Origin of the sequence: Mycobacterium spongiae, assembly GCF_018278905.1 — a bacterium.
In the GTDB taxonomy this organism is placed as follows: Bacteria; Actinomycetota; Actinomycetes; order Mycobacteriales; family Mycobacteriaceae; genus Mycobacterium; species Mycobacterium spongiae.
This window is the reverse complement of the sequence record NZ_CP046600.1, coordinates 4,391,043-4,417,640: the sequence shown is the minus strand read 5'-3', so window position 1 is coordinate 4,417,640 and position 26,598 is coordinate 4,391,043. Positions and strand designations below refer to the sequence as shown.

At 66.2% G+C, this 26,598-nt stretch carries 24 protein-coding genes, 1 tRNA gene and 2 pseudogenes; 13 read left to right on the top strand and 14 right to left on the bottom strand.

Going from position 1 to position 26,598, the window contains the following annotated elements; all coding sequences use genetic code 11:
* Nucleotides 1-21: 21 nt before the first annotated feature.
* Nucleotides 22-97 (top strand) — tRNA-Ala (locus F6B93_RS17990).
* A gap of 206 nt (nucleotides 98-303) precedes the next feature.
* Complete coding sequence (locus F6B93_RS17985) at nucleotides 304-1,092, top strand: alpha/beta fold hydrolase (protein ID WP_211696285.1); 789 nt, start codon at nucleotides 304-306, stop codon at nucleotides 1,090-1,092.
* A 252-nt stretch (nucleotides 1,093-1,344) separates the two neighbouring features.
* Here the strand turns inward: F6B93_RS17985 and F6B93_RS23600 are convergent.
* From F6B93_RS23600 to F6B93_RS17960, 5 genes and pseudogenes are all read right to left on the bottom strand, one after another.
* Nucleotides 1,345-1,572, bottom strand: a pseudogene (locus F6B93_RS23600) (hypothetical protein); the annotation flags it as partial.
* A gap of 222 nt (nucleotides 1,573-1,794) precedes the next feature.
* A complete protein-coding gene (locus F6B93_RS23820; protein WP_211696284.1) occupies nucleotides 1,795-2,136 on the bottom strand; it encodes a DUF732 domain-containing protein in 342 nt (113 codons plus the stop codon).
* 198 nt (nucleotides 2,137-2,334) lie between these two features.
* Nucleotides 2,335-2,478 (bottom strand): hypothetical protein, encoded by a 144-nt coding sequence (locus F6B93_RS17970; RefSeq protein WP_211696283.1) that lies wholly within the window; start codon nucleotides 2,476-2,478, stop codon nucleotides 2,335-2,337.
* A gap of 162 nt (nucleotides 2,479-2,640) precedes the next feature.
* On the bottom strand, nucleotides 2,641-4,665 hold the full coding sequence (locus F6B93_RS23460; protein WP_211696282.1) for a PE family protein: 2,025 nt from the start codon (nucleotides 4,663-4,665) through the stop codon (nucleotides 2,641-2,643).
* Between the two features lie 205 nt (nucleotides 4,666-4,870).
* Entirely contained in the window at nucleotides 4,871-5,428 is a 558-nt protein-coding gene (locus F6B93_RS17960; protein ID WP_211696281.1) for a hypothetical protein, read from the bottom strand.
* A gap of 282 nt (nucleotides 5,429-5,710) precedes the next feature.
* Here F6B93_RS17960 and F6B93_RS17955 point away from each other — a divergent pair, with 282 nt between their 5' ends.
* From F6B93_RS17955 to F6B93_RS17940, 4 genes are all read left to right on the top strand, one after another.
* Complete coding sequence (locus tag F6B93_RS17955) at nucleotides 5,711-5,962, top strand: hypothetical protein (RefSeq protein ID WP_211696280.1); 252 nt, start codon at nucleotides 5,711-5,713, stop codon at nucleotides 5,960-5,962.
* A gap of 190 nt (nucleotides 5,963-6,152) precedes the next feature.
* Nucleotides 6,153-7,145, top strand: coding sequence for a GNAT family N-acetyltransferase (locus F6B93_RS17950; protein WP_211696279.1), 993 nt, complete (start codon nucleotides 6,153-6,155; stop codon nucleotides 7,143-7,145).
* A 132-nt stretch (nucleotides 7,146-7,277) separates the two neighbouring features.
* A complete protein-coding gene (locus tag F6B93_RS17945) occupies nucleotides 7,278-7,973 on the top strand; it encodes a DUF5642 family protein (protein ID WP_211696278.1) in 696 nt (231 codons plus the stop codon).
* Between the two features lie 27 nt (nucleotides 7,974-8,000).
* On the top strand, nucleotides 8,001-8,654 hold the full coding sequence (locus tag F6B93_RS17940; protein ID WP_211696277.1) for a DUF5642 family protein: 654 nt from the start codon (nucleotides 8,001-8,003) through the stop codon (nucleotides 8,652-8,654).
* Between the two features lie 3 nt (nucleotides 8,655-8,657).
* On the opposite strand, the gene F6B93_RS17935 is transcribed toward F6B93_RS17940, so the two are convergent.
* The gene (locus tag F6B93_RS17935) at nucleotides 8,658-9,266 is read right to left on the bottom strand and encodes an alpha-ketoglutarate-dependent dioxygenase AlkB (RefSeq protein ID WP_211696276.1); all 609 of its coding nucleotides are present in this window, start codon (nucleotides 9,264-9,266) and stop codon (nucleotides 8,658-8,660) included.
* 81 nt (nucleotides 9,267-9,347) lie between these two features.
* On the opposite strand from F6B93_RS17935, the gene arcA reads away from it, so the two are divergent.
* A complete protein-coding gene (arcA, locus tag F6B93_RS17930) occupies nucleotides 9,348-10,559 on the top strand; it encodes an arginine deiminase (protein ID WP_211696275.1) in 1,212 nt (403 codons plus the stop codon).
* A 104-nt stretch (nucleotides 10,560-10,663) separates the two neighbouring features.
* On the opposite strand, the gene F6B93_RS17925 is transcribed toward arcA, so the two are convergent.
* Nucleotides 10,664-12,220 carry a dolichyl-phosphate-mannose--protein mannosyltransferase gene (locus tag F6B93_RS17925; protein WP_211696274.1) on the bottom strand — a complete coding sequence of 519 codons (1,557 nt, stop codon included), beginning with the start codon at nucleotides 12,218-12,220 and terminating at the stop codon, nucleotides 10,664-10,666.
* A 24-nt stretch (nucleotides 12,221-12,244) separates the two neighbouring features.
* Between F6B93_RS17925 and rsmI the strand changes: the two genes are divergently transcribed.
* On the top strand, nucleotides 12,245-13,123 hold the full coding sequence (rsmI, locus tag F6B93_RS17920; RefSeq protein ID WP_211696273.1) for a 16S rRNA (cytidine(1402)-2'-O)-methyltransferase: 879 nt from the start codon (nucleotides 12,245-12,247) through the stop codon (nucleotides 13,121-13,123).
* A gap of 11 nt (nucleotides 13,124-13,134) precedes the next feature.
* Here rsmI and F6B93_RS17915 read toward each other — a convergent pair whose 3' ends face one another.
* The 4 genes from F6B93_RS17915 to F6B93_RS17900 form a co-directional block, all read right to left on the bottom strand.
* Nucleotides 13,135-14,286, bottom strand: a complete 1,152-nt coding sequence (locus F6B93_RS17915; protein WP_246540831.1) for a hypothetical protein — start codon at nucleotides 14,284-14,286, stop codon at nucleotides 13,135-13,137.
* A 124-nt stretch (nucleotides 14,287-14,410) separates the two neighbouring features.
* The gene (locus tag F6B93_RS17910) at nucleotides 14,411-15,688 is read right to left on the bottom strand and encodes an aminodeoxychorismate synthase component I (protein ID WP_211696271.1); all 1,278 of its coding nucleotides are present in this window, start codon (nucleotides 15,686-15,688) and stop codon (nucleotides 14,411-14,413) included.
* Between the two features lie 145 nt (nucleotides 15,689-15,833).
* Nucleotides 15,834-16,757, bottom strand: a complete 924-nt coding sequence (locus F6B93_RS17905) for an RNA polymerase sigma-70 factor (RefSeq protein WP_211696270.1) — start codon at nucleotides 16,755-16,757, stop codon at nucleotides 15,834-15,836.
* Entirely contained in the window at nucleotides 16,754-17,929 is a 1,176-nt protein-coding gene (locus tag F6B93_RS17900; RefSeq protein WP_211696269.1) for an NAD(P)/FAD-dependent oxidoreductase, read from the bottom strand. The genes F6B93_RS17905 and F6B93_RS17900 overlap by 4 nt, the downstream gene beginning before the upstream one ends.
* A gap of 322 nt (nucleotides 17,930-18,251) precedes the next feature.
* Between F6B93_RS17900 and F6B93_RS17895 the strand changes: the two genes are divergently transcribed.
* The gene (locus F6B93_RS17895; RefSeq protein WP_211696268.1) at nucleotides 18,252-19,940 is read left to right on the top strand and encodes a hypothetical protein; all 1,689 of its coding nucleotides are present in this window, start codon (nucleotides 18,252-18,254) and stop codon (nucleotides 19,938-19,940) included.
* A gap of 58 nt (nucleotides 19,941-19,998) precedes the next feature.
* Here the strand turns inward: F6B93_RS17895 and F6B93_RS17890 are convergent, their stop codons facing one another.
* The 3 genes and pseudogenes from F6B93_RS17890 to metG all read right to left on the bottom strand — a co-directional run bounded on the left by F6B93_RS17890 (nucleotide 19,999) and on the right by metG (nucleotide 22,259).
* Entirely contained in the window at nucleotides 19,999-20,451 is a 453-nt protein-coding gene (locus tag F6B93_RS17890) for a cupin domain-containing protein (RefSeq protein ID WP_211696267.1), read from the bottom strand.
* A gap of 87 nt (nucleotides 20,452-20,538) precedes the next feature.
* Nucleotides 20,539-20,703: pseudogene (locus F6B93_RS23085) on the bottom strand (acyl-CoA carboxylase subunit epsilon); the annotation flags it as partial.
* Complete coding sequence (metG, locus tag F6B93_RS17885) at nucleotides 20,700-22,259, bottom strand: methionine--tRNA ligase (RefSeq protein WP_211696266.1); 1,560 nt, start codon at nucleotides 22,257-22,259, stop codon at nucleotides 20,700-20,702. The gene metG and the pseudogene F6B93_RS23085, both read right to left, overlap by 4 nt.
* 69 nt (nucleotides 22,260-22,328) lie before the next feature.
* Here metG and F6B93_RS17880 point away from each other — a divergent pair, with 69 nt between their 5' ends.
* The 4 genes from F6B93_RS17880 to F6B93_RS17865 all read left to right on the top strand — a co-directional run bounded on the left by F6B93_RS17880 (nucleotide 22,329) and on the right by F6B93_RS17865 (nucleotide 26,451).
* Nucleotides 22,329-23,192 (top strand): TatD family hydrolase, encoded by an 864-nt coding sequence (locus F6B93_RS17880; protein ID WP_211696265.1) that lies wholly within the window; start codon nucleotides 22,329-22,331, stop codon nucleotides 23,190-23,192.
* A gap of 206 nt (nucleotides 23,193-23,398) precedes the next feature.
* Nucleotides 23,399-24,526, top strand: coding sequence for a resuscitation-promoting factor (locus tag F6B93_RS17875; RefSeq protein ID WP_211696264.1), 1,128 nt, complete (start codon nucleotides 23,399-23,401; stop codon nucleotides 24,524-24,526).
* Complete coding sequence (gene rsmA / locus F6B93_RS17870; protein ID WP_246541155.1) at nucleotides 24,490-25,473, top strand: 16S rRNA (adenine(1518)-N(6)/adenine(1519)-N(6))-dimethyltransferase RsmA; 984 nt, start codon at nucleotides 24,490-24,492, stop codon at nucleotides 25,471-25,473. The genes F6B93_RS17875 and rsmA overlap by 37 nt, the downstream gene beginning before the upstream one ends.
* Before the next feature lie 9 nt (nucleotides 25,474-25,482).
* Entirely contained in the window at nucleotides 25,483-26,451 is a 969-nt protein-coding gene (locus F6B93_RS17865; protein ID WP_211696263.1) for a 4-(cytidine 5'-diphospho)-2-C-methyl-D-erythritol kinase, read from the top strand.
* Nucleotides 26,452-26,598: the final 147 nt, after the last annotated feature.

The window sequence follows — 26,598 nt, the reverse complement described above, 5'->3', positions numbered from 1 at the left end:
CTGGTAGCCTGCAACCGATCAGGGGCTATGGCGCAGTTGGTAGCGCGACTCGTTCGCATCGAGTAGGTCAGGGGTTCGAATCCCCTTAGCTCCACCAGATTACGAACCAAAACAGCTGGTCAGAGGCTTAGCGTTCAACCCGTCGAATCACATCAACATTGGCATCAACACCCGCGCCGGCTCGTGGTGTCGGCGCGGCCTCTATCCGTGGGCGCCGGCGCAAGCTTGGTAGCCCTCGCCGGGTGAATTGCGGTGGCGACTGCTGTGATTCGCAAGCCGAACGGGAGCCGCTACCGTGACGCCATGCCGATAGCGCCCATTAACGGCCAGCAGATCCACTACACCGACAGCGGCGGCGATGGGGCGGCGGTGATCGCGACGCATGCGTTCTTGATGGATATCGTGACGCTTGAACCCTTGACGGCACGGCTCGTAGAAGCTGGTTACCGCGTGGTGGCGTTCGACTTTCGCGGGCACGGCCAAACCGTGTATGACAAGTCCCCTCACACCTACCTCGACGTCGCCGCCGACGCACTGGGCTTAGCAGACCATCTCGGCATTGGGAGCTTCACGTTCCTGGCAGAGGGAATAGGTGGCATCGTGGCGATGCGCACCGCGATGTGCGCACCGGAGAGGGTGTCGCGGCTGGTCCTGCTTGGTCCAAGTGCAGACGCTGCGCCGGAAGGTGAGAACGCTGCCCTCGATGAGGGCATGGCAGTGTGGTGCAGTGTCGGGCCAGACCCGGTCCTATACGGTCACTTCGCGAAGTACGGCACCGCTAACGCAGAGGATGCGGACGCCCTGATGGAGCGGTGGCGTAACAGCGCGTGGAGCGACTTCTGGCCGGCAGCAGACACCGTAGCCGCCCGTCCACGCTTCGTTGATGAGCTGTCGTCAATTAGGTGCCCAGCATTGGTGGTTCACCACAAACGCGACTTTCTCCTCCCGGTTATGGCGGGGCGTGAAGTTGCCGACAGTCTGGGTGGACCAACAACGTTTGTGCCCATGGGGACCGGTGCGCATTCCATCACAATGGCCTTCGACCCGCAGGTCGGTGACATAGTGCTGGAATGGCTAGCCACGGAGCACTGACGGCACCCCAATGAGGAGATTTCCGGGGTGGTCGAGGAATTGTAATGAGTCCAGCTGCTGCAGCAATTCGACGTTCTTGGGATCCGTCGCGGAGCTTAACCGCAGCCAGCCCATGCACCTGGCCGGGGGCTTTCGTCATTTTCTCTTGTTGGCGGCCAATGCCTTTCTCTTGGGGGCAGCTTTCTTGCCGGTAGTGGTCGAGCGTCGCGGCCGCCGCTGGCCGGTCTTTCGCGACCCGCTGACTCCTTGCTTACCGAACCGCTGATACGCAGCCTGCCGGCTCGTGCCGAGTGCGACGCCGATGGCGTCCCAGGTATCGCCGGCCTCGCGCGCGGCGGCCACCGCGGCGGTCAGCTCGCCGTCGGCGGCCTCAAGCGCTTCGGCCGCGGCGATGATTCGCCGGATATGCGTGGCATCACGCGCCGGACCCTCGGGCTCGACGCTATCGAGCCACTCGTCAATGTTCTTCGCCATCGTCATCACCACCTGACTGCAGGTACCTGTAGACCTTGGGCCGCAGGTTGTCCGGGTGGATGATCCGCTGCGGCTGGGGCCGATCACGAGCATGCGGAGTTCGCCGTCGAATTCCAGCAGCTCGTAGCGCAATTGGTTACGCCAGGCGTGGAGCATGTCGGCGTCCGCGATGTCGTGCTTGCGGGCGCTTTCTCTGATCTCTACATGTAAAGGATCCCTTTACAACCTCTAGGTCCTCAAGGTTGGGTTTACAACCCGCACCGCAACGATGTTATGAGGTCCCGGGCAGTACGCACTGACGGCGGCGAACACGACGTCCGCCGCATCAATCAGCCGCATCGTCGGGTTGCTGGACATGTACGCATTGGCCACTTCCGTTCCTGGGCGATCTTGTCTGATCAGGACACACATGAGCTTGCCGTCGGCACTAGCTGGGTTCGGATCGGTGATCGTCAGCCCATAGCTCTTGAGGGTGGCTATGGAGGTGGCGTCCCTGTTCGGGCCTGCCGCTACAGGCGACCTGGCCGGCGGCGGCTTAAGGCGCTCGGCAGTATTTGGCGGCGCCGCCACAGTCGGGGAATGCGCCTGGCGGCGCGGGTGTCGGCGCCGGCGTGCGCACCGACGCGGATTCGCCGTTGTCGGCCGGAGGCTCCTGGTAGTCCCGGGCGACCGGCCAACTACTGTGCCAAACCACAACCGCCCCGGCCGCCGCAATACAGACCGCGACAGCGCCAAGGCAGTTCGACACGTGGCGCGCCACGATCGAGGTCAGGGATCATCGCGAGAGTGGTCGGCCGACCATGCAAGCTCCGTGGCGGCCTCAGTGCGGACCTCGGCCGGCACGATCGTTGTGTCTTCGCCGACCGTGGCGCCGGCCGCGGTCTCCTCCGAGCTGACGTCATTGACGCCCATGGCAAGCAACCCCAGTCCGGTGTTGAAGAGATCAACATACCTTGGCGTTTACCCAGGTAGCTTCGCGTATTTTTGTGTACTTCCACGATGTTTTTTCGCAGTTCAACTGGTGTTTTAGCCCGTTTTTGTGGGGTTGAATCCGCTTAGCTCCACGAGGCTGCGCTAGATGACCGTCCCGTCCTGGCCGGTAGCGCCGTCCTGGGTGCCGCCGAGCCCGGCCGGGCCGCCGGCCCCGCCGGTGCCTGCGTTCGCGGTTCCGGTTCCGCCGCCGATCACAGCCGCATCGCCGCCGGTGCCACCGTCACCGCCGTTGCTCATGAGTCCGCCGGTGCCGCCGGCGCCGCCGTTACCGCCGGTGGCATTGCCATCGAAGGTCTCCGCACTCCCGCCGGTGCCGCCTGCCCCGCCGGTGCCGATGCCGATCGCGTTGCCGCCGCTACCGCCGTTACCGCCGGCGGCTGTGTCGGCGAACCCAGCCTGGCCGCCCATCCCGCCTTCGCCGGGATTGCCCATGAACGCGTTGCCGCCGCTCCCACCGGTCCCGCCTTGCGTGCTGCCGGAGTTTGTTTGACCAAAGCCGCCGGTGCCGCCGTCGCCAGCGGTCCCGATGATCGCGAAGCCACCGGTGCCGCCAGCGCCGCCGGTGGCGGTGGTGCCGGTGATGAAGCTGCTCGCTTCACCGCCTAGCCCCCCATGGCCGGCGTCGCCGTTGAAGCTAAATCCGCCAGCGCCGCCCCTACCCCCCGTGGCGTTTCCGTTGGTTGACGAGGCCGAGCCACCGTCGCCTCCGAAACCCGCGTCTCCACCGAACAGACCGCCGTGGCCGCCGGCGGCGCCCGCCGTCCCGGTGATGTCATTGGCCCCTGGCTCGGGGGAGTTCATACCGTTGCCGCTTCGCCCCGCGTCGCCGCCGGTGCCGCCATTGCCGAAGGCAATGGTGTTGCCGCCCGCCCCGCCGGCGCCGCCCCGCCCCACGCTATTGGTCGACGTTCCTTCACCACCGCGGCCGCCACCGCCCGCGTCGCCATAAAATGCCGCGCCACCGGCACCACCGGCGCCCCCGGTGGCGTTCCCGTTTGCTGAGTTGGCCGTGCCGCCGGTGCCGCCGGTGCCGCCGTCGCCGCCGAGCAGTCCGCCGTGGCCGCCGCGGCCCCCCGCGAACCCGGTGGCGTCATTGGCTCCGGGCTCTGCCGAATTCAGGTTGTTGATGGCACCACCGCTACCGTCGCCATTTCCGCCGTTGCCGAATAGCAGCACGTCGCCGCCGGAACCGCCGGCACCGCCCAGGGCCAGCCCGTTCGCGGCGGCGGCGGCGTTCGCGCCGAAGCCGCCGCGCCCACCATCGCCGATGCTGGCGCTGCCGCCGGACCCGCCGTCACCGCTGGTGGCATTGCCATTGAATGATTGGGCGAATCCGCCGCCGCCGCCATGGCCGCCGTTGCCGCCAAGCCAGCCTCCGTGCCCACCGTTGCCGCCGGATCCGCTAAACGCATCTGCCGATCCCATACCGTCATTGAGGAAAGTGTTCAAATCGCCGCCGCCGCTGCCTCCCGCACCGCCATTGCCGTACAACCACCCGCCATTGCCGCCGTTGCCGCCATTGCCGGCCGGGGATGTCTGCGCCCCGCCGGCGTACTGTGCGGCAGCGCCGTCGGCGCCGTTGCCGCCGTTGCCGAACAGGAACCCGCCACTGCCGCCGTGGCCGCCACTGCCATCGAGGTTACTGGCGCCGTCGCCGCCGTTGCCGAATAACCACCCGCCCGGGGACCCGTTCTGCCCCGTTCCGGGAGTGCCGTCGGCGCCGTCGCCAACCAGCGGACGCCCCGTCAGTTCAAGGGTTTGCGCATTGATCCCGGCCAGGAAATCGTTGACCGCCGACCGCACCGAGCCGGCCAACACCGCCGCCTCGGCCGCCTCGGCACCGCTATAGGCGCCTGCGCTTGCCGATAGGGCCTGCACGAATTGGGCATGAAACAGCGTCGCTTGGGCACCGGCAGCCTGATAAGCCTGGCCGTGCGCGGAAAACACCGCTGCGATCGCCGCCGATACCTCGTCGGCGCCCGCGGCCAGCACTTCGGTGGTGGCCGCGGCGGCGGTGGTGTTCGCCGCACCAACGACGTCACCCAGACCACTTAGCTCACCGGCCGCGCCTACCACGGCCTGCGGGGCCACACTCAGCAACGTCATCGCACACCTTCCAAGATTCTTGAGTGGGGCACGTGTTTCGACGGCATCGGCGCACCCCGGGAGACGATGGACAGCATCCTAGCGTCGTTGCATTGGGTGTCGCGGCTATTTCGGGCTCATGGCATCTTGGCGGCCACGGCGTCCTCGGCCAGCGAGCCGACCAAGCGACCGACAGCCGAGGTGACGACCTGTCTTCATCGCCCGATCATCGTGGCTGCTCACCGCTGCGCTGCGGCGATCCGAGCGAAAACACAGCGGGCACCACGGGTTTGGTCGCGTAAGTACGTGCAGCAGACGACACGGTCAGAACGAATCGGGGCGGTCGGCCTTCGTGGCCTTGGGCGGCCTCGGCGAAGCGCTGGGCTCGCTGCAGCTCGGTCATGAACTTTGCACTGGAGCCGGGTGCTACCTCGTGCGGAACCTCGCTCCCGCCGATCGGTGGATCGATGGGCAGCAGTGACGTGCCGCCGGGATCAGCGCGGATCGCCCACCCGGTGACGTGGAAGGGGGCCGTTCCGGCGTTGGCGACCTCGACGCCGACGACGAACCGGTCCGACGACAGTTTTGCCGCGGCGTCGGCTAAGGCCGAGCGAACGTCGGTACCGGCCTCGTTGGTCACCAGCCCGTCGGATGTCAGTAGACCGACGATCGGCGTCAGCCGCGGCCGTGCCCTCCGTCGCAGCAACCTGACCACCTGCCAGGCGAGCGATGCCGCCGCGAGCACGGTTGCGACGACGCCAAGGACAAAGGCGGCGATCGTCATCGCACGCCCAAGCTGTCGACCATGATGGAAGAACACTAGCGGTTCATGCTGGCGTCCAGACGTCGGCTCACCGTCGTCATCACGTGGCCTTCATGCTAGCGCGTTTCGTGGTGATGGCGTGGCTGTATTGAGGGGCAACCAAGCCTGGTACGCAAGTGTAAAACACTGTGGCGGAAGGGATCCGGCGCGCCGCCTGATGGGGAACCAAGATTCACCTGAAGATTTGCTAAGACAGGCGTGGCGCGCGTCGATACTTGATCGGCGCACTCCTAGTGTCGGAGCATGAGCACCAAGTACTACCTGCAGAAGGTACCCGTCGAATCCGTCCGTCCGGGCTTCTCGCTGGCAGTCCGCGATGACGGCGAGTACCGGCTGTTTCAGGTCGACTGCACGCAGATGTCCCAGCGAACCGGCCGACCCGTCATGATCAAGCTCACCTCGGAGCCGGTCAAGCACCATGATCAATGGATCGTGGAGTATGAGGCGGGTACGCCGGTGGTTCGGCTCCTCGGCATTTGCGAGGCCGCATCGTAGCGCGTGTCCGAACTCTCTCCGGGCCTTGGCCTGCGAACGTCGAAACAACCATCGGCGTTTCATGTTTCGGCGCCGAGGGATTGCAGCTGGCGGGTGTGGCCCCGTCGGCGTTCTTGCCGCCGCGGCACCCGGCGCCATAGCCTGTGCCGGACCGCGAATTGCGCTGGACACTGCGGCGGATTGGACACCGATGGCCGAATTAAGCGGTGCGGGGGCCGAAGATCTCGCCGGAATGGACATCTTCGAGGGCTGCTCGGCGCAGGAGCTGGTGTCGTTGGCGGCTGGGGTTGTGCCGCTTCGCGCGACGGCGGGTCAGGTCTTGATGCAGCAGGGCGAGCAACCCGTTTCGTTCCTTCTGGTCTCGTCGGGCAGCGCCGAGGTCACCCACATTGGTGACGATGGCGTAACGATCGTCGAACAAGTATCGCCGGGCATGATCGTCGGAGAAATTGCGCTGCTGCGCGGCATTCCGCGAACCGCGACTGTGACCGCAATCGAGCCATTGACGGGATGGATGGGTGGCAGCGACGCCTTTGCGCGGATGGCCGGAATACCTGGAATTATGGAACGGCTGGTGCGCACGGCCCGACAACGCCTCGCCGCGTTTGTCACGCCGATACCCTTGCGGCTTCGCGACGGAAGCCAGCTGATGCTGCGCCCGGTCCTTCCCGGCGATAGCGAACGCACAGTTCGCGGGCACGTCCAATTCTCCAGCGAGACGATCTATCGCCGGTTCATGTCAGCTCGGGTTCCCAGCCCGGAGCTGATGCACTACCTCGCCGAGGTCGACTACGTCGACCACTTCGTTTGGGTGGTGATCGATTCGGGGGCCCCGGTGGCCGAGGCCCGCTTCGTGCGCGATGAGTCTGACCCGACGCTGGCCGAGATCGCCTTCACGGTCGCCGACGCGTACCAGGGCCGGGGGATCGGAAGCTTCCTGATCGGTGCGTTGTCGGTCGCCGCGCGGGTCGGTGGCGTCGAAAGGTTTTCCGCGCGGATGCTTTCCGACAACCTGCCGATGCGCACGATCATGGACCGCCATGGCGCGGCCTGGGAGCGTGAGGACGACGGGGTCATTACCACAGTGATCGATGTGCCGGGCGAACGCGACGTGGGCCTAAAGCGCGAAACGGCGGATCAGATCAAGCGAGTCGCGCGGCAGGTCATCGAGGCTGTCGGCTGACATCGCCTGGTCGGGAGAAAGTCTCAGGACAGTGTCCGCGGCTGGCGAACCAACCCGTCACGTGGGCGATCAGCGGCCCGCGCCTGCGGTCGTCGCGCTACCCGAAGCGCGCCCGCCGTGATATGAACGGGCATGCGGCCGGTGTGGATTGCTGCGCTAGCGATCCCAATCGTGGCGCTGCTAGCGGCCGCATGCAGTCAGCAGCCGCCGCCTGGGCCGGCGCCCACTGCACAGTCACCGGCTGCCCATTCCGGCGTCGTTAACCCCGACAACATCAGACGGGTCGGTCGCGAACTGCCGCCCGGTTACGAGGTAAGTAGCGTCCCACGCGCGGACACGCCAAGCGTGATCTGGGGGCTGGGAGCCGCGACAGCCCATCTGCAGGCGAAGCCGCCGCAGTGCATGAGCCTCGCTGATCCGGCCGGCAGAAGCGACCGGGCCGCTCAGGGAATTTCCGGCTCAGGTGCCGGCGGCATCGTCGACGCGGTAGTGGTCGTCGTGTCGCCGGCCCCCGTTGACCTGGACCACGAGGCCGTTGCGGCCTGCGGGCACTGGACCGTGACCGGGGGGCGGACGACCGCGCACGTCGGTCTCAGCGAGGCGCCAGCCATCGACGGGGCCGAAACCCTAGGCATGGTGGCCGATATCCGGACCTCCGTCGAGTCCGGCACCGAAATCGAATCGCGGACATACACATTCGTGGCCTATCTAGGCGGCGCGTACGCATTCACGGCGCTCACCACCGACCCCGGATCGATGCATCCACCGCTGGCACCGCAGTTCGCTGCTGATCTCCTTGTCAAAACGGTGGCGACGCTACGAAGCTGAGTGGCCGCGTTGGGTACATTGGCCACAATGCGCAAGGTGTTGCTCGCAGTAGGTTCCATCGGATGGCTGGTCGGCTGCTCATCAGGCGCCAATTCCGCAGCGACAGGCGACATCGCCAAGATCGCTGACCTGAAATCGAGCTTTGGGCCCGAGTTCACCGTCACCGACGTTGCCCCCGGGGCCATCGATCCCAAGTTCTTCTCCGCGCGCACGCTACCCAAGGGGCTGACGTTCGATCCGGCGGATTGCGCGAAGGTGGCCGCGGGGCCGGAGCTGCCGAACGGGCTACAGGGAAATATGGCGGCCGTCTCGGCCGAAGGTAACGGCAATAGGTTCGTCGTGATCGCGATGGAGACTTCCGAGCCACTACCCCCCAACGACCCGGGGAAGGACTGCACCAAGGTCGCATTTTCCGGCGCACAGCTGCGGGGCGGAATCGAGGTCGTTGAGGCGCCGCGCATTGAAGGGACCCAGACTTTGGGCGTGCACCGTGTGCTGCAGGCGGTCGTCGGCGGGTCGGCCCGTACCGGCGAACTCTATGACTACTCTGCGCAGTTCGGCGACTATCAGGTGAATGTCATCGCCAATCCGCTGGTGATCCCCGGCCAGCCGGTCGCGAAGGTCGACACAGAGCGTGCTCGCGACCTATTGGTCAAGGCGGTGACGTTGGTCCGGAGTTGATAGCTACCGCACGTCGCGCGGCCGGAATTGGATACTGACGCGCGGACCTGCGGGTGCCGTCGTCTTGGGAACCGCATGCTCCCACGTGCGTTGACAGGATCCGCCCATGACCAGCAGATCGCCATGCGCCAAGGGCAGTCGCAACGACCGGCCGCCGCCGCGCCGGCGCATGGCGAAGACTCGGGTGGCGCCCAGGCTGACGATCGCGACCATCGTGTCCTCGGTCTTGCTCCGACCGATGGTGTCGCCGTGCCACGCGACGCTGTCGGAACCGTTGCGGTAGCAACACAATCCAATCGTGGTGAACGGCTCTCCCAGCTCGCCCCCGTAGATGTCGTTGAGGCGTCGGCGCAGCCGCGCGAGCTGCGGATGCGGTGGATCGTCGACGGTCAGGTCGAAGAAACTGACCAGCCGAGGGACGTCGACCACGCGGTCGTACATCTGGCGGCGTTCGGCTCGCCAGGGTACGTTCGCCAGCAGCGTGCCGAGCAGGCCTTCAGTGTCTGTTTCACAGCCGGCTAGCCAGCCCGAGCGGATGTCGACGAAGGCGCCGTCGCCGAGTTGCCTGCGCTCATTGTGCTCGAATAGCGAGCCCTGAATCGCGATCGCCACGGACTGAAGTTTATCGCACATCCGTTCGATGACGGGGCGTACGGCGCGTCAGTCGACACCGGCACGGCTACCGTTTGAGCTGTGGCTGTCGAGTTGGGGTCCAATTCCGAGGTGGGTGCGCTGCGCGTTGCCATCCTGCACCGCCCGGGCGCGGAGTTGCGCCGGCTCACGCCGCGAAACAATGACCAGCTGTTGTTCGACGGGCTGCCTTGGGTATCCCGCGCACAAGATGAGCATGATGCGTTCACCGAGCTGCTGCGGTCGCGCGGCGTCGAGGTGCTCCTGCTGTCCGAGCTGCTCGTCGAGGCGTTGCAGCACAGCGGGGCTGCCCGGATGCAGGCGGTGGCTGCGGCCGTCGACGCGCCCCGGCTCGGACTGCCGTTAGCGCAGGAGCTTTCGGCCTATCTGCGCAGTGTCGACCCGGTCCGGCTGGCACATGTGCTTACCGCCGGCATGACCTTCAACGAGCTCCCGCGGGAGACCCGGACCGCGGTGTCGTTGGTGCTTCGCATGCACCATGGTGGGGATTTCGTCATCGAGCCGTTGCCGAACCTGGTGTTCACCCGGGACTCGTCGATATGGATCGGGCCGCGCGTCGTGATCCCGTCGCTGGCGCTGCGGGCCCGGGTTCGAGAAGCGTCGCTGACCGACCTCATCTACGCCCATCACCCCCGATTCACCGGGGTGCGGCGCGCCTACGAATCGCGCACCGCCCCGGTCGAGGGTGGTGACGTGCTGCTGTTGGCTCCGGGAGTGGTCGCCGTCGGAGTAGGGGAGCGGACCACCCCTGCCGGCGCGGAAGCATTGGCGCGCAGCCTTTTCGACGACGACCTTGCACACACGGTACTCGCTGTGCCGATAGCCCAGAACCGAGCGCAGATGCACTTGGACACGGTATGCACCATGGTCGATACCGACACGGTCGTGATGTACGCCCACGTTGTCGACAGGCTCTCGGCGTTCACCATCAAGCGCACGCCCGACGGCGTAACCATCAGCGATTCGGCTCCCTTCCCCGAAGCCGCCGCGAAGGCAATGGGCATCGACAAGTTGCGTGTCATCCATACCGGACTCGACCCCGTCGTCGCCGAACGCGAACAGTGGGACGACGGCAACAACACGTTGGCGCTGGCGCCCGGTGTGGTCGTTGCCTATGAGCGCAACGTGCAGAGCAACGCCCGCCTCGAAGAAGCGGGGATCGAGGTGCTCGCCATCGCGGGCTCCGAACTGGGTACCGGCCGTGGCGGCCCGCGCTGCATGTGCTGTCCGGCCGCGCGCGATCCGTTGTCCTAACGTCGAGATTTCCTACCGTGGTCGTGGCGGATGCCGCCGGTGCAGGGCTTCGCGTGTCCGTCGGTAGCACAGCTCTCACGGCACTCTCGGCGCCTCAGCGACGGTCATCGCCAGCTGGGCAGCCACATCTCCATGTTCCAGGTCTGTTGTGAGATCGGCAGACCGGTGAGCACCGGAAACAGCCACGCGAAGTTCGTGGCCACCAAAGCCACATAACAGGAGACGACGATTAGCCCGAGCGTGCGCCGCTCATAGCCCTGAACTGGGTGATAGAGGATGTCGCCCAGAATCAGCGCGATGGCCATCACCAGGAACGGCGCCATTGTCGCCGCGTAAAAGAAGTACATCTGCCGGTCGATGTCGGCGAACCATGGCAGCCAGCCGGCGCAGTAGCCAACCAAAACAGCCGCGTAGCGCCAGTCCCGTCGAACAAGCATCCGCCAGGCGGCGTACGCGAGGACCAACACCGCCAGCCACCACATGGCGGGTGTGCCGACCAACATCACAGCCTTGACGCACGAGTGCGCGCCACAGCCGGGAACATCCTGCTGGTCGATGGCATACAGCACCGGCCGTAACGACATCGGCCAGCTCCAGGGTTTCGATTCCCACGGGTGGTGGTTGCCCGCGGCGTTGGTCAGGCCCGCATGGAAGTGGAAAGCCTTCGCCGTGTAGTGCCACAGCGATCGAATGGCGTCGGGCAGGGGGACGACGCTGTCGGCTCCGATCGAGCGGCCCACCTCATGGCGGTCAATCGCTGTCTCTGACGCAAACCAGGGCGCATAGCTGGCCAGATACACGGCGAACGGGATCAGCACCAGCGCATATCCGGCGGGCACCAGGTCGCGCCGCACAGTCCCCAGCCACGGTCTGGGCGCCTGGTACTGGCGCCGAGCCGCCACGTCGAACGCCAGCGACATCGCAGTGAAGAACAGCACGAAGTACAGGCCGGACCATTTGGTCGCGCACGCCAACCCGAGTAGCACCCCGGCCCCGAATCGCCACCAGCGCACTCCCAGCCGCGCGCCCCACACGGTATCGGCACTGCGGCCCTCCAGGAACGCGATGTGCATCCGTTCCCGGACTTGATCCCGGTCGACCATCAGCGCACCGAACGCGGCTACCACGAAAAACGTCAGAAAGCCGTCGAGCAACGCGGTCCGCGCGGTGACAAAGCTGACGCCGTCGCAGATGATGAGCAAGCCGGCGATCGCGCCGACCAATGTGGACCGGCTGATCCGCCGGACGATCCGCACCACCAGCGCCACCAGGACAACGCCCAGCAGAGCCCCGGTGAACCGCCAACCGAACCCGTTGTAGCCGAACACGGCTTCGCCGACCGCGATCAGCTGTTTACCGACCGGGGGGTGGACGACCAGGCCGAAACCGGGATTGTCTTCTACCCCATGGTTGTTCAACACCTGCCAGCCCTGGGGGGCATAGTGCTTCTCGTCGAAGATAGGGGTGCCGCCGTCCGTCGGCGAACCCAGATTGATGAATCGGGTCACCACCGCCAGCACGGTGATCGCCGCAGTCACGATCCAGCCGCGCACCCGGTCGACCGGCCCGAAGTCCGGGATCGGTACTAGCGGCCCCGCACTGACCATGGGCGCCCTGGGCTCCTCGGCGACGAGAGGCGCTTCGCGGGGCGGGGCAGTCATCTCGTCGATCGTAGGCTGTTCGTCATGACCCCCGGTCGCCTGTTGCTCGGTGCCAGCCCGTTGGGCCAGCCGTCGGATGCATCGCCGCGCTTGATCGATGCGCTGGTCCACGCGGATGTGGTCGCCGCCGAGGACACCCGTCGGGCGCGAGATTTGGCCAAGGCTCTCGACATTCGGATTGGTGGCCGCGTGGTGAGCCTGTTCGACCGGGTTGAACCGTTGCGCGTGGCCAGCTTGGTCGACGCTATCGGCACCGGTGCCACGGTGCTGGTGGTGAGCGACGCCGGGATGCCGGTGATCAGCGACCCGGGCTATCGGCTGGTCGTGGCCTGTATCGATGCGGGCCTGACGGTCCAGTGCCTACCGGGGCCATCAGCGGTGACCACCGCTCTGGTGGTCTCCGGTCTGCCGTCGGAGAAGTTTTGCTTCGAGGGCTTCGCGCCGCGGAAGGGCGCGGCTCGCCGAGCGTGGCTGGCCTCGCTGGTCAACGAACCCCGTACCTGCGTGTTTTTCGAATCGCCTCGCCGACTGGCGGCGTGCCTGCGCGACGCGGTCGATCAGCTCGGCGGCCAACGTCAGGCCGCGATCTGCCGCGAGCTGACCAAGGTGCACGAGGAAGTGCTGCGCGGCCCGCTCGACGAGTTGGCCGCTTGGGCCGCCGAAGGCGTGCTCGGCGAGATCACCGTGGTCCTCGCTGGCGCGGTCCCGCACACCGATCTGGCGGCACTGGGCGCTGACGGAGTAGCTGACCTGGTGGCCCAAGTGGAAGACCTGGTCGCGGGCGGAGTTCGCGTCAAGGACGCCTGTAGCGAAGTGGCCGCGGCGCATCCGGGCGTGCGCACCCGTCAGCTCTATGACGCGATTCTGCGGTCACGTCGCAGTGATGTGAGCGGGGCTCCGTAGGCGCCGTCGGCTCAGGGGATGCACACCCCGATCGGGCCGAATCCCGGCGTGCACATCGGCGGGTGCGGTGGCAACGCCGGCGCCGGCAACGGGGGCAGCGGCGGGAGGGCAGGCGCCGGTAGGGGCGGCAAGCCAGCAGGCAGAGCCGGGAGACCCGCCGGTATGCCAGCCGCGAGTGCCGGCAGGGCAGCTGCCAGCGCTGCGGGATCCACACCCGGCAGCGGCGGCAGACCAGCCGGCAGACCCGCCGCAGCGGCGAGCATCGGTAGGCCACCGGTCACCAGAGCGGCCGCATCCGCCGGCGAGATTGGCGGCAAGCCCGGCAGGCTCGTCGGCAGACCTGCCGCAGCCGCGAGCGCGACCAGATCCACCGGCGACACGCCGGCCAGAGCCGGGAAGCCCACACCAGGCAGGGCGCCGGCCGCCACCAGACCCACCAGGCTTGCCGGCGAAACGCCAGGTAGGCCCGGCAATGCTGCCGCCGCCGCTGGTATTGCGGCGGGCAACAGCATCGAGCCGACCGAGCTGGCTGCGGCGTTGGCCGCCGGCAGGATGCCCGAATCCTGCAGTGCGTTGTACGCCAGCACGACATAGGTGACCGCGAGCGCTCCCGAAGTGATGACGGCCGCCGCGCCGCCTGCCGCGCCGAGGACGCCGTTGATCACGGCGTTGGCCGTGGCCACCCCGTTAGGTAGGCCAACGAGGCCGGCGCCAACGCCAGCGAGGGCATTGATGTCGGGAACGCCGGGCAAAGCGAGGCCGGGCACGCCGCCAGGCAGAGGCGGCAAGGCGGCGTCGGGCAGTGCGGCCGCCGGAGGTAGTTCCGGGACTACTGGCGCACGTACCCCTGGCTCAATAACCCCGGGCGCGATGCGGGCGGCCGCGGGAGCGCTTGCTCGCGGCGCCAGACGTGGCGCCACAGCCGGCGCCACCTCCTCGGCCGCGGGCTCAAACGGGGTCGGGACCGCGGGGTCAGCCACGGCTGGTCTAGCCGGACCCGTCGGGTCCGGCATCAATACCGAGGCCAGCCGATCGCACTGTTGGCCCGGGGTGCATGTCCCCTCGGTCGGCGCCCTCATCGGCCCGTTGAACGTCAACGGCGCAACCGCGAGCGTGCCGCCCACCATGGCGGCAGCCGCGACGCCAACGACACCGATCCTCATAACCGAACCCTCCCCGTCCATGCGTGATTGACCCAGGCCAATAGCCTGAGCTTAGGCGCTCTGAGCCCGCCCTGTGGGCGTTACGCGAAATTGCACCGCACCTACGTTGCTGCGAGTTGGCTGCCTAACTTACCCGAGCCGCAGCTGCGGCGGGCCGAAGCCCCACGATCGGGGCCGCTTTGTGCAGGCATTCGGCCCATTCGTCGTCAGGGTCCGAGTCCGCGGTGATCCCGCCTCCCACCCCGAGCACAGCGTTGCCGGCCGAGTCAAACTCGACGGTGCGAATCGCAACATTGAGCTCGCATCCAGCGATCGGGGATGCCAACCCCACTGTGCCGCAATATATCCCGCGACGATGCTGCTCCCATTGTGAAATAAGTTGTCGGGCACGAATTTTGGGGGTACCGGTGACGGATGCCGGCGGGAAAGCCGCGTCCAGCAGGGTCGACACTGGCAGTTCGACCGGAACCCGCGCCGACACCGTCGACACCAGGTGCCAGACACCGGGCGCACGGCGCACAACCAGCAGCTCGGGCACTGACACCGTACCGGTGATCGCCACCCGGCCCAGGTCATTGCGGACCAGGTCGACGATCATGATGTTCTCGGCTACTTCCTTTGGCGAAGCGCGTAGCGCCGACGGCCAAGCGTCCAGCGGCAGGGTGCCCTTGATCGGACTCGACGTCACCACGCCACCACGTCGCCGCAGGAAAAGCTCCGGGGACAGCGATGCCACGGCACCCCACTGACCAGCGACAAATGCCGCGCGGGCAGGGGAGGTACGGGCGATCCCGTCAATGAAGAAGTCCAGCGGAGCGCCGGCGACAGTCCCAGCGAGCTGGGTGCACACACACGCTTGGTAGACCTCGCCAGCGGCGATAGCGTCCAGGCAGGCCATCACCCCGCTGTGATGTGCGGAACGGTCGGCGTCGTCCCAGTCGATCTGGTAAGCCGATACCAGTTCGGCGGACGCTGTCGGTGTCGTCCCCAACGCGTCAACCAGCCATTTCGGCATGGGCGCACCGGACAGGCTCTCGTAGAACCACTGTCCGTGATAACTGCGGCGCAGCACGCAGTCGGTCCAACCACCGGCTGCCTCGGGAATCCGGTTTCCCCGGCCATCGGCCCCGGGGTCCGGGTAAGAAAGGTAGCCGATCCAGCCGCCGCCGATCGCAGGGAAGTCCGGCCGCGTATTGGACGGTGACAAGCCCGGGTGGACCGCGAAGGCGGTGCTGACATCCACAGGTTGCACTGCCAGGCTCGGTGCGATCACCGCCAATGCCCCGAACCAGTCGCCGGTCAGCGCGGCCGGCGTGGGCAAATCGAGGCGACGGGTGGCGTCGCCGACGGCCCGCAACACCTGTGGTGCGGCGCCGAGGTCGCCGAGCGGGTCGATTCGCACCGCCCTAGCTTGACAGAACGCAAGATTTTCGCAGCGCGAGCCGTGTCGTTCGGTCTGGCTCGCCGATCCAGAACGTTCGAGAGTTGCCGAACGGTGCCTACAGGGACGGGTGCCACCCACGAGTGGGGGACGGCTCGCATCCAAACTAGCCCCGGCTGATCTCGTATGTGCTGGTCAGGCCAGCCAGCTTGTCGGGGTTGCGCATCACATAGAAATTAGTGATCTTGTCCTCGACGATTTCTAGCGTGATCACCCCTTCGAGGTGTCCGGCGAGGTAGACCACGACCGCGGGAGCGCTGTTGCACGTGACCATTCGGACGTTCAGCTGCGCGCCCGCCTTGCGCATCAGTCCGGCGATGGCCCTGGCCACCCGTTCGGCGCCGACCACGGGCCTACGGGCCGCGGACACCTTGCCGCCGCCGTCGGCCATCCAGGTTGCGTCAGGCGCGAGCATCGCCATGAGTGCGTCCACGTCGCCGCTGACCGCCGTTTCCAGGAATTGGGCCGTTATCTGCTCGGCGCGGTGTGGATCCACCGTGTCAACGCGTTTCCGGCGTGCCCGGACGTGTTCGCGCGCTCGGTGCGCGACCTGTCGCACAGTAGGTGCCGGCTTGCCGACCGCCGCCGAAATCGCGTCGTAGTCGAATCCGAACACCTCGCGCAGCACGAACACCGCCCGTTCGTCTGGGCCCAGTGTTTCCAGCAGGACCAGCATTGCCATGGACACCGACTCCGCCAAGACGACATCGTCTGACGGATCCGTGTCCTCGAGGAGCAGCGGCTCGGGTAGCCACGGGCCCACATACTCCTCACGGCGCCGGGCGCTGGCGCGTAGCGCGTTGAGTGCCTGGCGGGTGACCAGTTGGGCCAGGTAGGACTTGGTATCCCGCACGGATGACAGGTCAACGGCCTCCCACCGCAGGTAGCTGTCCTGCAATACGTCATCTGATTCGGTCGCCGAGCCGAGGATCTCGTAGGCGATCGTGAACAGCAGCGGGCGTAGCAGGGTAAAGCGCTCGGCGTGCTCGCCCGCTGCTGATGAGCCGGTCGATGAGGATGACACAGTCATTGGATCGCCACCTGCCGGTCGGCCGGTCGTTGCGCCGGCCGCTTGCCGCCCTTGCGCCAGCGGTACCCGCCCGGTTTGGTCGCCTCGCGCCGAATGGCCCACAGCGTCGCTTTGCAAATCGACTCCTTGATCGCTGCGGCAGCCCGGCCGCCCGCTGCGACGTTGATTGGAGCGTCGTCGGTGCGGGCCAGCTGGAAGGTGCCGTAGCTGCGACCCAGGCTGATGCACTGGCCGACAAAGCCCTGGTTCAACACCGCGGGCGTCTGCTCGGCGATCCGACTGAGCACGGTGTTAGCAGCCTGCGCGGCCAACGGCTGAGCGGCTTGGCAGCTCATTCGCAGCGGTTCACCGGACGGTGCGACGGCGTCGCCGGCAGCAACGACCCGCATGTCGCTGAGGCTGGTCAGTGTTTCGTCGGTGAGCAGTCGGCCCATGGCGTCGGTGCGAATCCCGCTGCGGCTGGCCAGCCCGGGCACGCTGAATCCGGCCGTCCACACCGTCACCGCGCTGGACAGTGTTCTGCCATCGGCGAGCATCACCGCATCGCCGTGCACCCGGCGAACTGCGACGTACTCGAGCACTGTGACGTCAAGTTTGCGTAGCTGCCCGGCGACCGATCGCCGACCCCGATTGCTCAACGACGGACCCAACGCTCCGCCGCAGACCAGGGTCACCCGGCGGCCCCGCTCGGCCAGCTCGGCGGCTGTCTCGATGCCGGTCAACCCGCCACCGACCACGACCACGGCCGCATCGTGGGTCGCACCCGCGAGGGCATCACGCAGCCCGGTGGCGCCTTCGAGTTCGGCGACCGAATAGGCGAACTCGGCCGCGCCCGGCACCGAGGGCGTGGCGGCGGTGCTGCCCACCGCGTAGATCACGTAGTCGTATTCCAACGCGTCACCCGAGGTCAGCAGTACCTGTCGGGCGCTGGTGTCGATTCGCTCGGCGCTGTCGACGACCAGTCGGATGCCGTCGCCGAGCAGGGTGTCGTAATCGACAGTCGCGGTGCCGCTACCGGCGGCCAATTGGTGCAGCCGGATTCGCTCCACGAAGACCGGACGCGGGTTGACCAGGGTGATATCGAGGTCGGAGCGCTGCCGCAGGTGGTTGGCGGCCATCGTGCCGGCGTAGCCGCCTCCGACAACGACGACCCGAGTGCGGTGGTTGGTCATGTCACTACTCCTACTATTGGCGGTCCTACTATTGGCGGGCTTCTGCTGGGACAACTGTGTTACCGATGCCCTTCAGACACCGCGGACCCGCCGGGTGTGACATCCAGGTGCGCCACTGTGACCCGTTTCACGCCGCCCCAGGGATCCGGTCGGGTGGAGTCGTCCGAGACGTACCACTTCCTGGCTGTCCGCGCAGCGAACTGCTCGTGCAGGCTGCGCCACTACAATCACCACCGACGCCACACGCGCATCGGCGGAACACACCGATCGAGCGCCCGCGAATTCACAACCGCCCGTGACGAACACCTAGGCCTAGCGAAGAATGGTTCGGAATATCAAGAGCAACATGCTGGTCGTTGTCGCGTGCCTGGCGTTGGTGCTCGTCGGATGTAGCCGCGAGACCGACACTGGTCCATTGACCGCGATGGTTAGCCCGGCCATTCCATCAACTGTGCAGGAGATATCCAACCCGCTGCGCGGTCAGTACGAAGACCTCATGGAGCCGCTTTTCCCGCAAGGCCAACCCGTGCAGCAGCGCTACCCGGCCTGGCCTGCGTCGTACGACGCGAGTTTGCGCGTCTCGTGGCGGCAATTGCAGCCCGCCGATCCGGCGTCGCTGCCCCCGGATGCTCCGGACGATCGCAAGTTCGATTTCCGCGTGATTGACGACGCGCTCGCCAGGCTGGCCGACCGCGGCATGCGGCTAATGCTTCGGATTGACGCATACAGCTCGTGTTGCCACGCTTCCTATCCGGACAACACGAATATCGCTATTCCGGATTGGTTGCGCGCCGTTCCGGGCACCAGTACCAGCTTTCCGGGGCCGGCCAAAGGTCCCTCGGCCGGGGTGACGCAGGTGGTACCGAACTTCAATGACCCCACCTATCTGAACGATTTCGCGCAGCTGCTCGCCGCCCTCGGCCGCCGATATGACAACGACGAGCGGCTCAGCGTTTTCGAGTTTTCGGGATACGGCGACTCCAGCGAAAACCACGTCGCGTATTTGCGTGACAGGCTGGGCGCGCCGGGACCAGCGCCGGACGAGAGCGTCGCGCGGTTGGGGTACTACAGCCAGTTCCGCGACCAGAACATCACCGCAGCGTCGATACATCAACTGATTGCGGCGAACGTCAGCGCCTTCCCGCATACCCAATTGGTGACGAGTCCGGCGAACCCGGAGATCGTGCGGGAGTTGTTCGCCGATGACGTTACGGAGAAACTGTCCGCGCCAGTGGGTGTCCGCTCAGACTGCCTCGGTGTCGAGGCGCCGATGCCGAACTGGGCGGAGGCCAGCGATTCCGAGTATGTGCAAACCAAGGACGTGGTGGTTGGCACGCTCCGGCAGCGGCTGGCGACGGCGCCAGTGATTACCGAGTGGTGCCGGTTGCCAAGCGGAACATCTCCGGAGTCCTACTACGCAAGGGGTTTGCACGATGTCATCAAATATCACGTGTCGATGACGTCGAGCAGAAACTTCCCAGACCAGCGTGCAGGCTCACCCATGGACCCCGAGCTGTATGTGCTGTGGGCGCAGGCCAACGCCACTGCGGGATATCGGTACTCGGTCGAAGCTCGACCGGGATCGCAATCGTTGGATGGCCAAGTCGCTGCGATTTCGGTCGCCTGGACCAACTACGGATCCGCGGCTGCCACGGAGAAATGGGTGCCCGGTTACCGGCTGGTGGACTTCGCCGGGCAGGTGATCCGAACGCTTCCAGCGACCGTGGACCTGCGGGCTCTGGTCCCCGATCAGCCCGGCGATCGGACCAGTGACCAACCCCTACCGGCATCGGCGACCGAGACGGTGCGCGTCGATCTGGCGGGCTTGCCGGCCGGTCACTACACGCTGCGGGCATCGGTCGACTGGCAGCAGCACAAACCCAACGGGACCCACGTGATGAACTACCCGCCGATGCAGTTGGCGCGCGACGGGCGCGACACCGCGGGCTTCTACCCCATCGCAACACTTGATATTCCGCGCGACGCGCAATCCTCGGTCAATACGCAGTGACCGCGGACGGACCGGGCCGCGCGCACCGCGTCGTTCGATGCCCGCTGCTGTCCAGGGGCTACGAGCAGGGTGCTTGCCGCAGGAGCGCGAAGTCGTCGAAGTCGAATCCGGGGGTGACGACGCAGCTCACCAGGCAAGGCTCGTCATTGAGCGGACGTGCCCGCTGCCAGTGCCCAGGCGGCACCACGATCTGTGGGTGCTCGCCGGCAACGATATCGCTTCCCAGCAAACAGGAGCGGGCAGCGTGTCGATCCTGACCGATCTCCAGGACCAGGGTGCCACCGCGGTGATAGAGCCACAGCTCGGCGCTGAGGACGGTGTGCCAGGCCGATTCTTGGCCTGGCATCAGAAGGAAGAGTATCGCGGTGCCCGCGCTGCGCGGTCCGCTGTATTCAGGTGGCAACGCCGAGTGGTCTATGGTCAGTTCGCTGCGCCAGGTCTCGCGATACCAGCCGCCTTCCGGGTGTGGTGCCAGATCAAGTTCCCGCGCCCACTCTGGGAACCCGCTCATCGCCATTGCCTACCGTTCCCGTCACTCACCGTGCGCCTCGTTCCCGTCACTCACTGCGTTCGTTCCGCTCACTCGGCTTCGGGTCTGATTGCTCGCCTCGTTCCCGTCACTCACTGCGTTCGTTCCGCTCACTCGGCTTCGGGTCTGATTGCTCGCCTCGTTCCCGTCACTCACTGCGTTCGTTCCGCTCACTCGGCTTCGGGTCTGATTGCTCGCCTCGTTCCCGTCACTCACTGCGTTCGTTCCGCTCACTCGGCTTCGGGGAGGGAAGGGGGCTGGTGGCGGGGAAACACGCCGGTGGGCGGCGGTAGCGCCGTGCCGGGAGCCAGCCGCACGCCTGCGGCGGTGAACGCCCGCTGGTCCTGGGCTTGGCCGAGCAAGTCCAGCAGTTTCCCCGCCGACTCCGGCATGACCGGCTGCACCAGCAGCGCAGCGATGCGGACCACCTCGCAGGTGACGTAGAGAGTGGTGCGGAACCTGATGTGATCGGCTTCCGACTCGCTCTTGCGCAGTACCCATGGCTGCTGCGCCGAAAAGTACTTGTTCGCTTCCCCGAGCATGAGCCAGATCGCCTCGAGTGCCAGATGCATGGCTTGCCCGTCGAAATTGGCCCGAACCCGCTCCAGCAAACCATCGGCCGCGGCTAGCAGTGCCATGTCGGCATCGTTGAGTTCTCCGGGCTCGGGGACCACGCCGTCGAGGTTCTTGGCCACCATCGACAGCGACCGTTGGGCCAGATTGCCCAATTCGTTCGCCAAGTCGGTGTTGATCCTGGTGGTGATGGCCTCGGTGCTGTAGCTGCCGTCTTGGCCAAACGGCACTTCACGCAACAGGAAGTAGCGCACCTGATCCACGCCGAAGGCTTCTGTCAGCGCCAGCGGGTCAATGGTGTTGCCCACCGACTTGCTCATCTTTTCGCCGCGGTTGTGCAAGAAACCGTGCGCAAAAACCTTTCGCGGCAGAGGGATTCCGGCTGACATCAAGAATGCCGGCCAGTAGACGGCATGAAACCTGATGATGTCCTTGCCGATCATGTGCAAGTCGGCCGGCCAGTAACGACGGAACAGGTCCGACTCGGTGTCTGGGAAGCCCGCCCCGGTGAGGTAGTTGGTCAACGCGTCGACCCAGACATACATGACGTGATCGGGATGCCCGGGCACCGCTACGCCCCAGTCGAACGACGTGCGCGAGACCGACAAATCTTTGAGCCCGCCGGAAACGAAGCTCACCACCTCGTTGTGGCGAACTTCCGGTGCGATGAATTCGGGGTTGGCTTTGTAGTGGGCCAGCAGTTTGTCGGTGTAGGCCGACAGCCGGAAGAAGTAGGTCCGCTCCTCGGTCCAGGTCACCGGCGTGCCGGTCTCGACAGCGACTCTGGTCCCGTCGACGACCTGGGTTTCCGAATCGACGAAAAACCTTTCATCGCGCACCGAATACCAACCCGAGTACGTGTCGAGGTAGATATCGCCGGCAGCCTCCATCCGGCGCCAGATCTCCTGAGATGCTTCGTGGTGGTCGGCGTCGGTGGTGCGGATGAACCGGTCGAAGGAGATATTGAGCGCCTCCTGCATGCGCTGAAAAACATCTGAATTGCGGCGGGCAAGTTGCGCGGTTGGTATGTCCGCGGCGGCGGCGGCTTGAGCGACTTTCAGGCCGTGTTCGTCGGTGCCGGTCAGGAAGCGCACGTCGTAGCCGTCCAGCCGTTTGAACCGGGCAATCGCGTCGGTCGCTATGTATTCGTAGGCATGTCCGACGTGGGGCGCAGCGTTGGGATAGGCGATTGCGGTGGTGACGTAATAGGGCTTCATCGGAACTCCACCCTATGTTGGGGAGCCGTCGCGCCGTTGTGGCCCTTTCTGCTCGGGTGAACCTATCGTGTGCGCGTGAGCTCCGACCGCCGCGCGAAACGCGAAGCCCCTCCCGCTCCGGAACCCCTGGCGCCGCTGATCGATGCCCACACCCACCTCGACGCCTGTGGCGCCACCAAGTCCGAGGGTGCGCATGGAGCGCGCGCCATCGTCGATCGTGGCGCGGCCGTCGGGGTGACCGCGGTCGTCACCGTCGCCGACGACATGGATTCGGCGCGCTGGGTGACGGCGGCGGCAGAGTGGGATCCACGGGTCTACGCCGCGGTGGCGTTGCACCCGACCCGTGCGGGAGCGCTGACCGATGCTGCTCGTGTCGAAATCGAGCGGTTGGTGAACCATCCGCGGGTGGTTGCGGTCGGTGAGACCGGAATGGATATGTATTGGCCGGGCCGCCTTGACGGGTGCGCGCAGCCGTTGACGCAGCAGGAAGCCTTCGCCTGGCATATCGACCTGGCCAAGCGGACCGGCAAACCGCTGATGATCCACAATCGGCAGGCCGATCGTGAGGTGCTCGACGTGCTGCGGGCCGAGGGCGCGCCCGACACCGTGATCTTTCACTGCTTCTCGTCGGATAGTGCGATGGCTCGTGTCTGCGTGGCGGCGGGGTGGTTGCTGAGTCTGTCGGGGACGGTGAGTTTCCGCAACGCCCGCGACCTACGAGACGCCGTTCCGCTGATACCAATGGAGCAGCTTCTGGTGGAAACCGATGCACCCTTTTTGACTCCGCATCCCTACCGCGGGGCAGCGAACGAGCCATACTGTTTGCCCTACACCGTGCGAGCCCTAGCTGAGCTGGTCAATCGACCTCCCGAGGAGTTAGCACACATCACCACGAACAATGCCCGCCGCGCGTACCGGCTGGGCCCCGGCTAGTCTGGATACCCCAATCACTAGCCGCAACTAGCCGCCGAGCGGTCTAGCTCACTCCAATCCCGGTCGGGCCGGAGTTGCCCAACAGTGGCCGGTTCGTTACCGTCTTGTGATCGAAGCGTAAGCCTGTGGGCGCGCTTCGTGACTTACAGCTGAAAAGGTCTTCCAGTCGTTGCTGTCGTTATTGCTGAGTTTGGGATAGACATACTTTGAATCTGCTTACGAAACTCCATCAAACCGAATCGTTGATGTTGCGGTTAGTGGTCGGCGCCCTGCTGGTGGCCCTGGCTTTCGCCGGCGGCTATGCGGTGTCCGCATCCAAGACGGTGACATTGACCATCGACGGAACCGCCATGCGGGTGACGACGATGAAATCGCGGGTGATCGATATCGTCCAAGAGAACGGGTTCTCCGTGGGCGAGCGTGACGATCTGTACCCGGCCGCGGGCGTACGCGTCCACGACGCCGACAACATCGTGCTGCGGCGCAGCCGGCCCTTGCAGATCTCGCTCGATGGGCGCGACGTCAAAGAGGTGTGGACCACAGCATCCACCGTCGACGAGGCACTGGCCCAACTTGCGATGACCGACACCGCCCCGGCGGCAGCATCCCGTGGCAGCCGCGTGCCGTTGTCCGGCATGGCGCTTCCGGTGGTCAGTGCCAAGACGGTGCAGATCAACGACGGCGGTGCGGTTCGCATGGTGCATCTGCCGGCACCGAATGTCGCGGGGCTGCTGCGCGCGGCCGGCGTACCACTGCTGCAGAACGACCAGGTGGTGCCCAGTGCGACGGCTGTCATCGTCGACGGCATGCAGATCCAGGTGACGCGTAACCGCATCGAGCGGGTCACCGAGCGAATGCCGTTGGCGCCGGGCGAACGCCACGTCGAGGACCCTGAGATGAACGTCAGTAGGCGGGTCGTCGAAGACCCGGGCACCCCGGGCACACAGGACGTGACGTTCGCAGTCGCGCGGGTCAACGGCGTCGAGGTGGGCAGGCTGCCGGTCTCCAATGTCGTGTTGACGCCGGCGCGCGAAGCGGTGGTCCGGGTGGGCACCAAGCCCGGCACCGACATTCCGCCGGTAACCGACGGGTCCATTTGGGACGCGATCGCCGGCTGCGAGGCCGGCGGCAACTGGGCGATCAACACCGGCAACGGGTACTACGGCGGTGTGCAATTCGACCAGGGCACCTGGGTGGCCAACGGGGGGCTGCGCTACGCCCCTCGCGCCGATCTCGCGACGCGTGAGGAGCAGATCGCCATCGCAGAGGTAACCCGCCAACGCCAGGGTTGGGGCGCCTGGCCTGTGTGCAGTTCGCAAGCGGGTTTGCGCTGACCATTCAGCTACTCGGACGCACCGAGATCAGGCGGCTGGCCAGAGAGCTCGATTTTCGGCCGCGAAAGTCTCTTGGACAGAATTTCGTCCATGACGCGAACACGGTGCGCCGGGTGGTTGCCGCCTCCGGGGTCGGCCGTTCTGACCAGGTTCTGGAGGTTGGGCCGGGGCTTGGCTCGCTGACCTTGGCATTGCTCGACCGCGGCGCTCACGTAACCGCTGTCGAGATCGATCCATTGTTGGCCGATCGGCTGGCGCAAACCGTCGCGGAGCACTCGCACAGCGAGGTTGCGCGGCTGACGGTGGTCAATCGCGACATACTTTCCTTGCGCAGGGAAGATCTGGCGGCCGAGCCCACAGCAGTGGTTGCCAATCTGCCCTATAACGTCGCGGTTCCGGCGCTGCTGCATCTGTTGGCCGAGTTTGCGTCGATTCGCGTCGTGACAGTGATGGTGCAGGCCGAGGTCGCCGAGCGACTTGCCGCCGAGCCGGGGGGTAAGGAATACGGCGTGCCGAGCGTGAAGATGCGCTTCTTCGGGCAGGTTCGCCGGTGCGGCACGGTGGCCCCGGCCGTCTTCTGGCCCGCTCCCCGGGTCTATTCCGGGCTGGTACGGATCGATCGCTACGAAACGTCACCCTGGCCCACCGACGACGCGTTTCGTCGGCAGGTATTCGAACTGGTCGACATCGCCTTCGCGCAGCGGCGCAAGACATCTCGCAATGCGTTCCTACAGTGGGCAGGTTCGGGTAACGAGTCGGCGAATCGATTGCTCGCGGCCAGCATCGACCCCTCCCGGCGGGGTGAGACGCTGTCGATCGACGACTTCGTGCGGCTGCTGCAACGATCAACCGCATCCGATTCGCAGCGGACGGCAGCCCCCGGCAGCGCGTCCGCCGAGCCGGCCAGCGGAGCGCCACTGCGTGTGGTTGGCCCCTCGCAGCGTTAATCTGCTTCGGTGTCAGCATCTGACGGCAACACCGCCGAACTCTGGGTGCCAACCGGGTCAGTCACCGTTCGAGTGCCCGGAAAGGTCAACCTCTATCTGGCGGTCGGTGATTGCCGTGAGGACGGCTATCACGAGCTGACCACGGTGTTTCATGCGGTTTCGCTGGTCGACGAGGTAACCGTGCGCAATGCTGATGTGCTCTCGCTCGAGCTGGTCGGTGAGGGGGCGGAGCAGCTGCCCACCGACGAACGCAATCTTGCCTGGCAGGCGGCTGAGCTGATGGCCGACCACGTAGGTCGGGCGCCCGACGTCTCGATCATGATCGACAAGTCCATTCCTGTCGCGGGTGGGATGGCAGGTGGAAGCGCGGATGCGGCCGCGGTTCTGGTTGCGATGAACGCGCTGTGGGAGCTCAGCGTGCCGCGGCGTGACCTGCGGATGCTCGCCGCGCGGCTTGGCAGCGACGTGCCCTTCGCGCTGCATGGTGGCACCGCGCTGGGCACCGGCCGGGGCGAAGAGCTGGCGACCGTGCTGTCGCGAAACACCTTTCACTGGGTGCTGGCGTTTGCGGATAGTGGGCTGCCCACCCCCGCGGTGTTCGTCGAGCTTGATCGCCTCCGGGATGTCGGAGATCCGCCACGACTTGGTGAGCCAGGACCAATTCTGGCGGCGCTGGCCGCCGGCGACCCGGACCAGCTGGCACCGTTGCTGGGCAACGAAATGCAAGCGGCGGCGGTGAGCCTAGACCCGGCGCTGCGGCGTGCCTTACGTGCCGGCGTTGAGGCGGGTGCGCTGGCGGGCATCGTGTCTGGATCGGGTCCGACCTGCGCTTTCTTGTGCGCCTCGGCGACCGCGGCGATCGATGTCGGGGCGCAGCTGTCTGGGGCGGGCGTCTGCCGCACGGTCCGAGTAGCCACCGGACCGGTTCCCGGTGCCCGAGTCGTGCCCGCGCCTCCGTCGTCGTCATCAGATGCCTAGCGTCTGTGACATCGCCCTCAAATTTCATGAGCGTTTTGGCAGTTAGTTAAGAGATGCTTAAGATAACTCTCGGTGACGACTACCGATGAGCAAGAGCAGGTGATGCCCGCGTCCGCCGGACGGCCCGGCGGCGGTCTATCACCGATT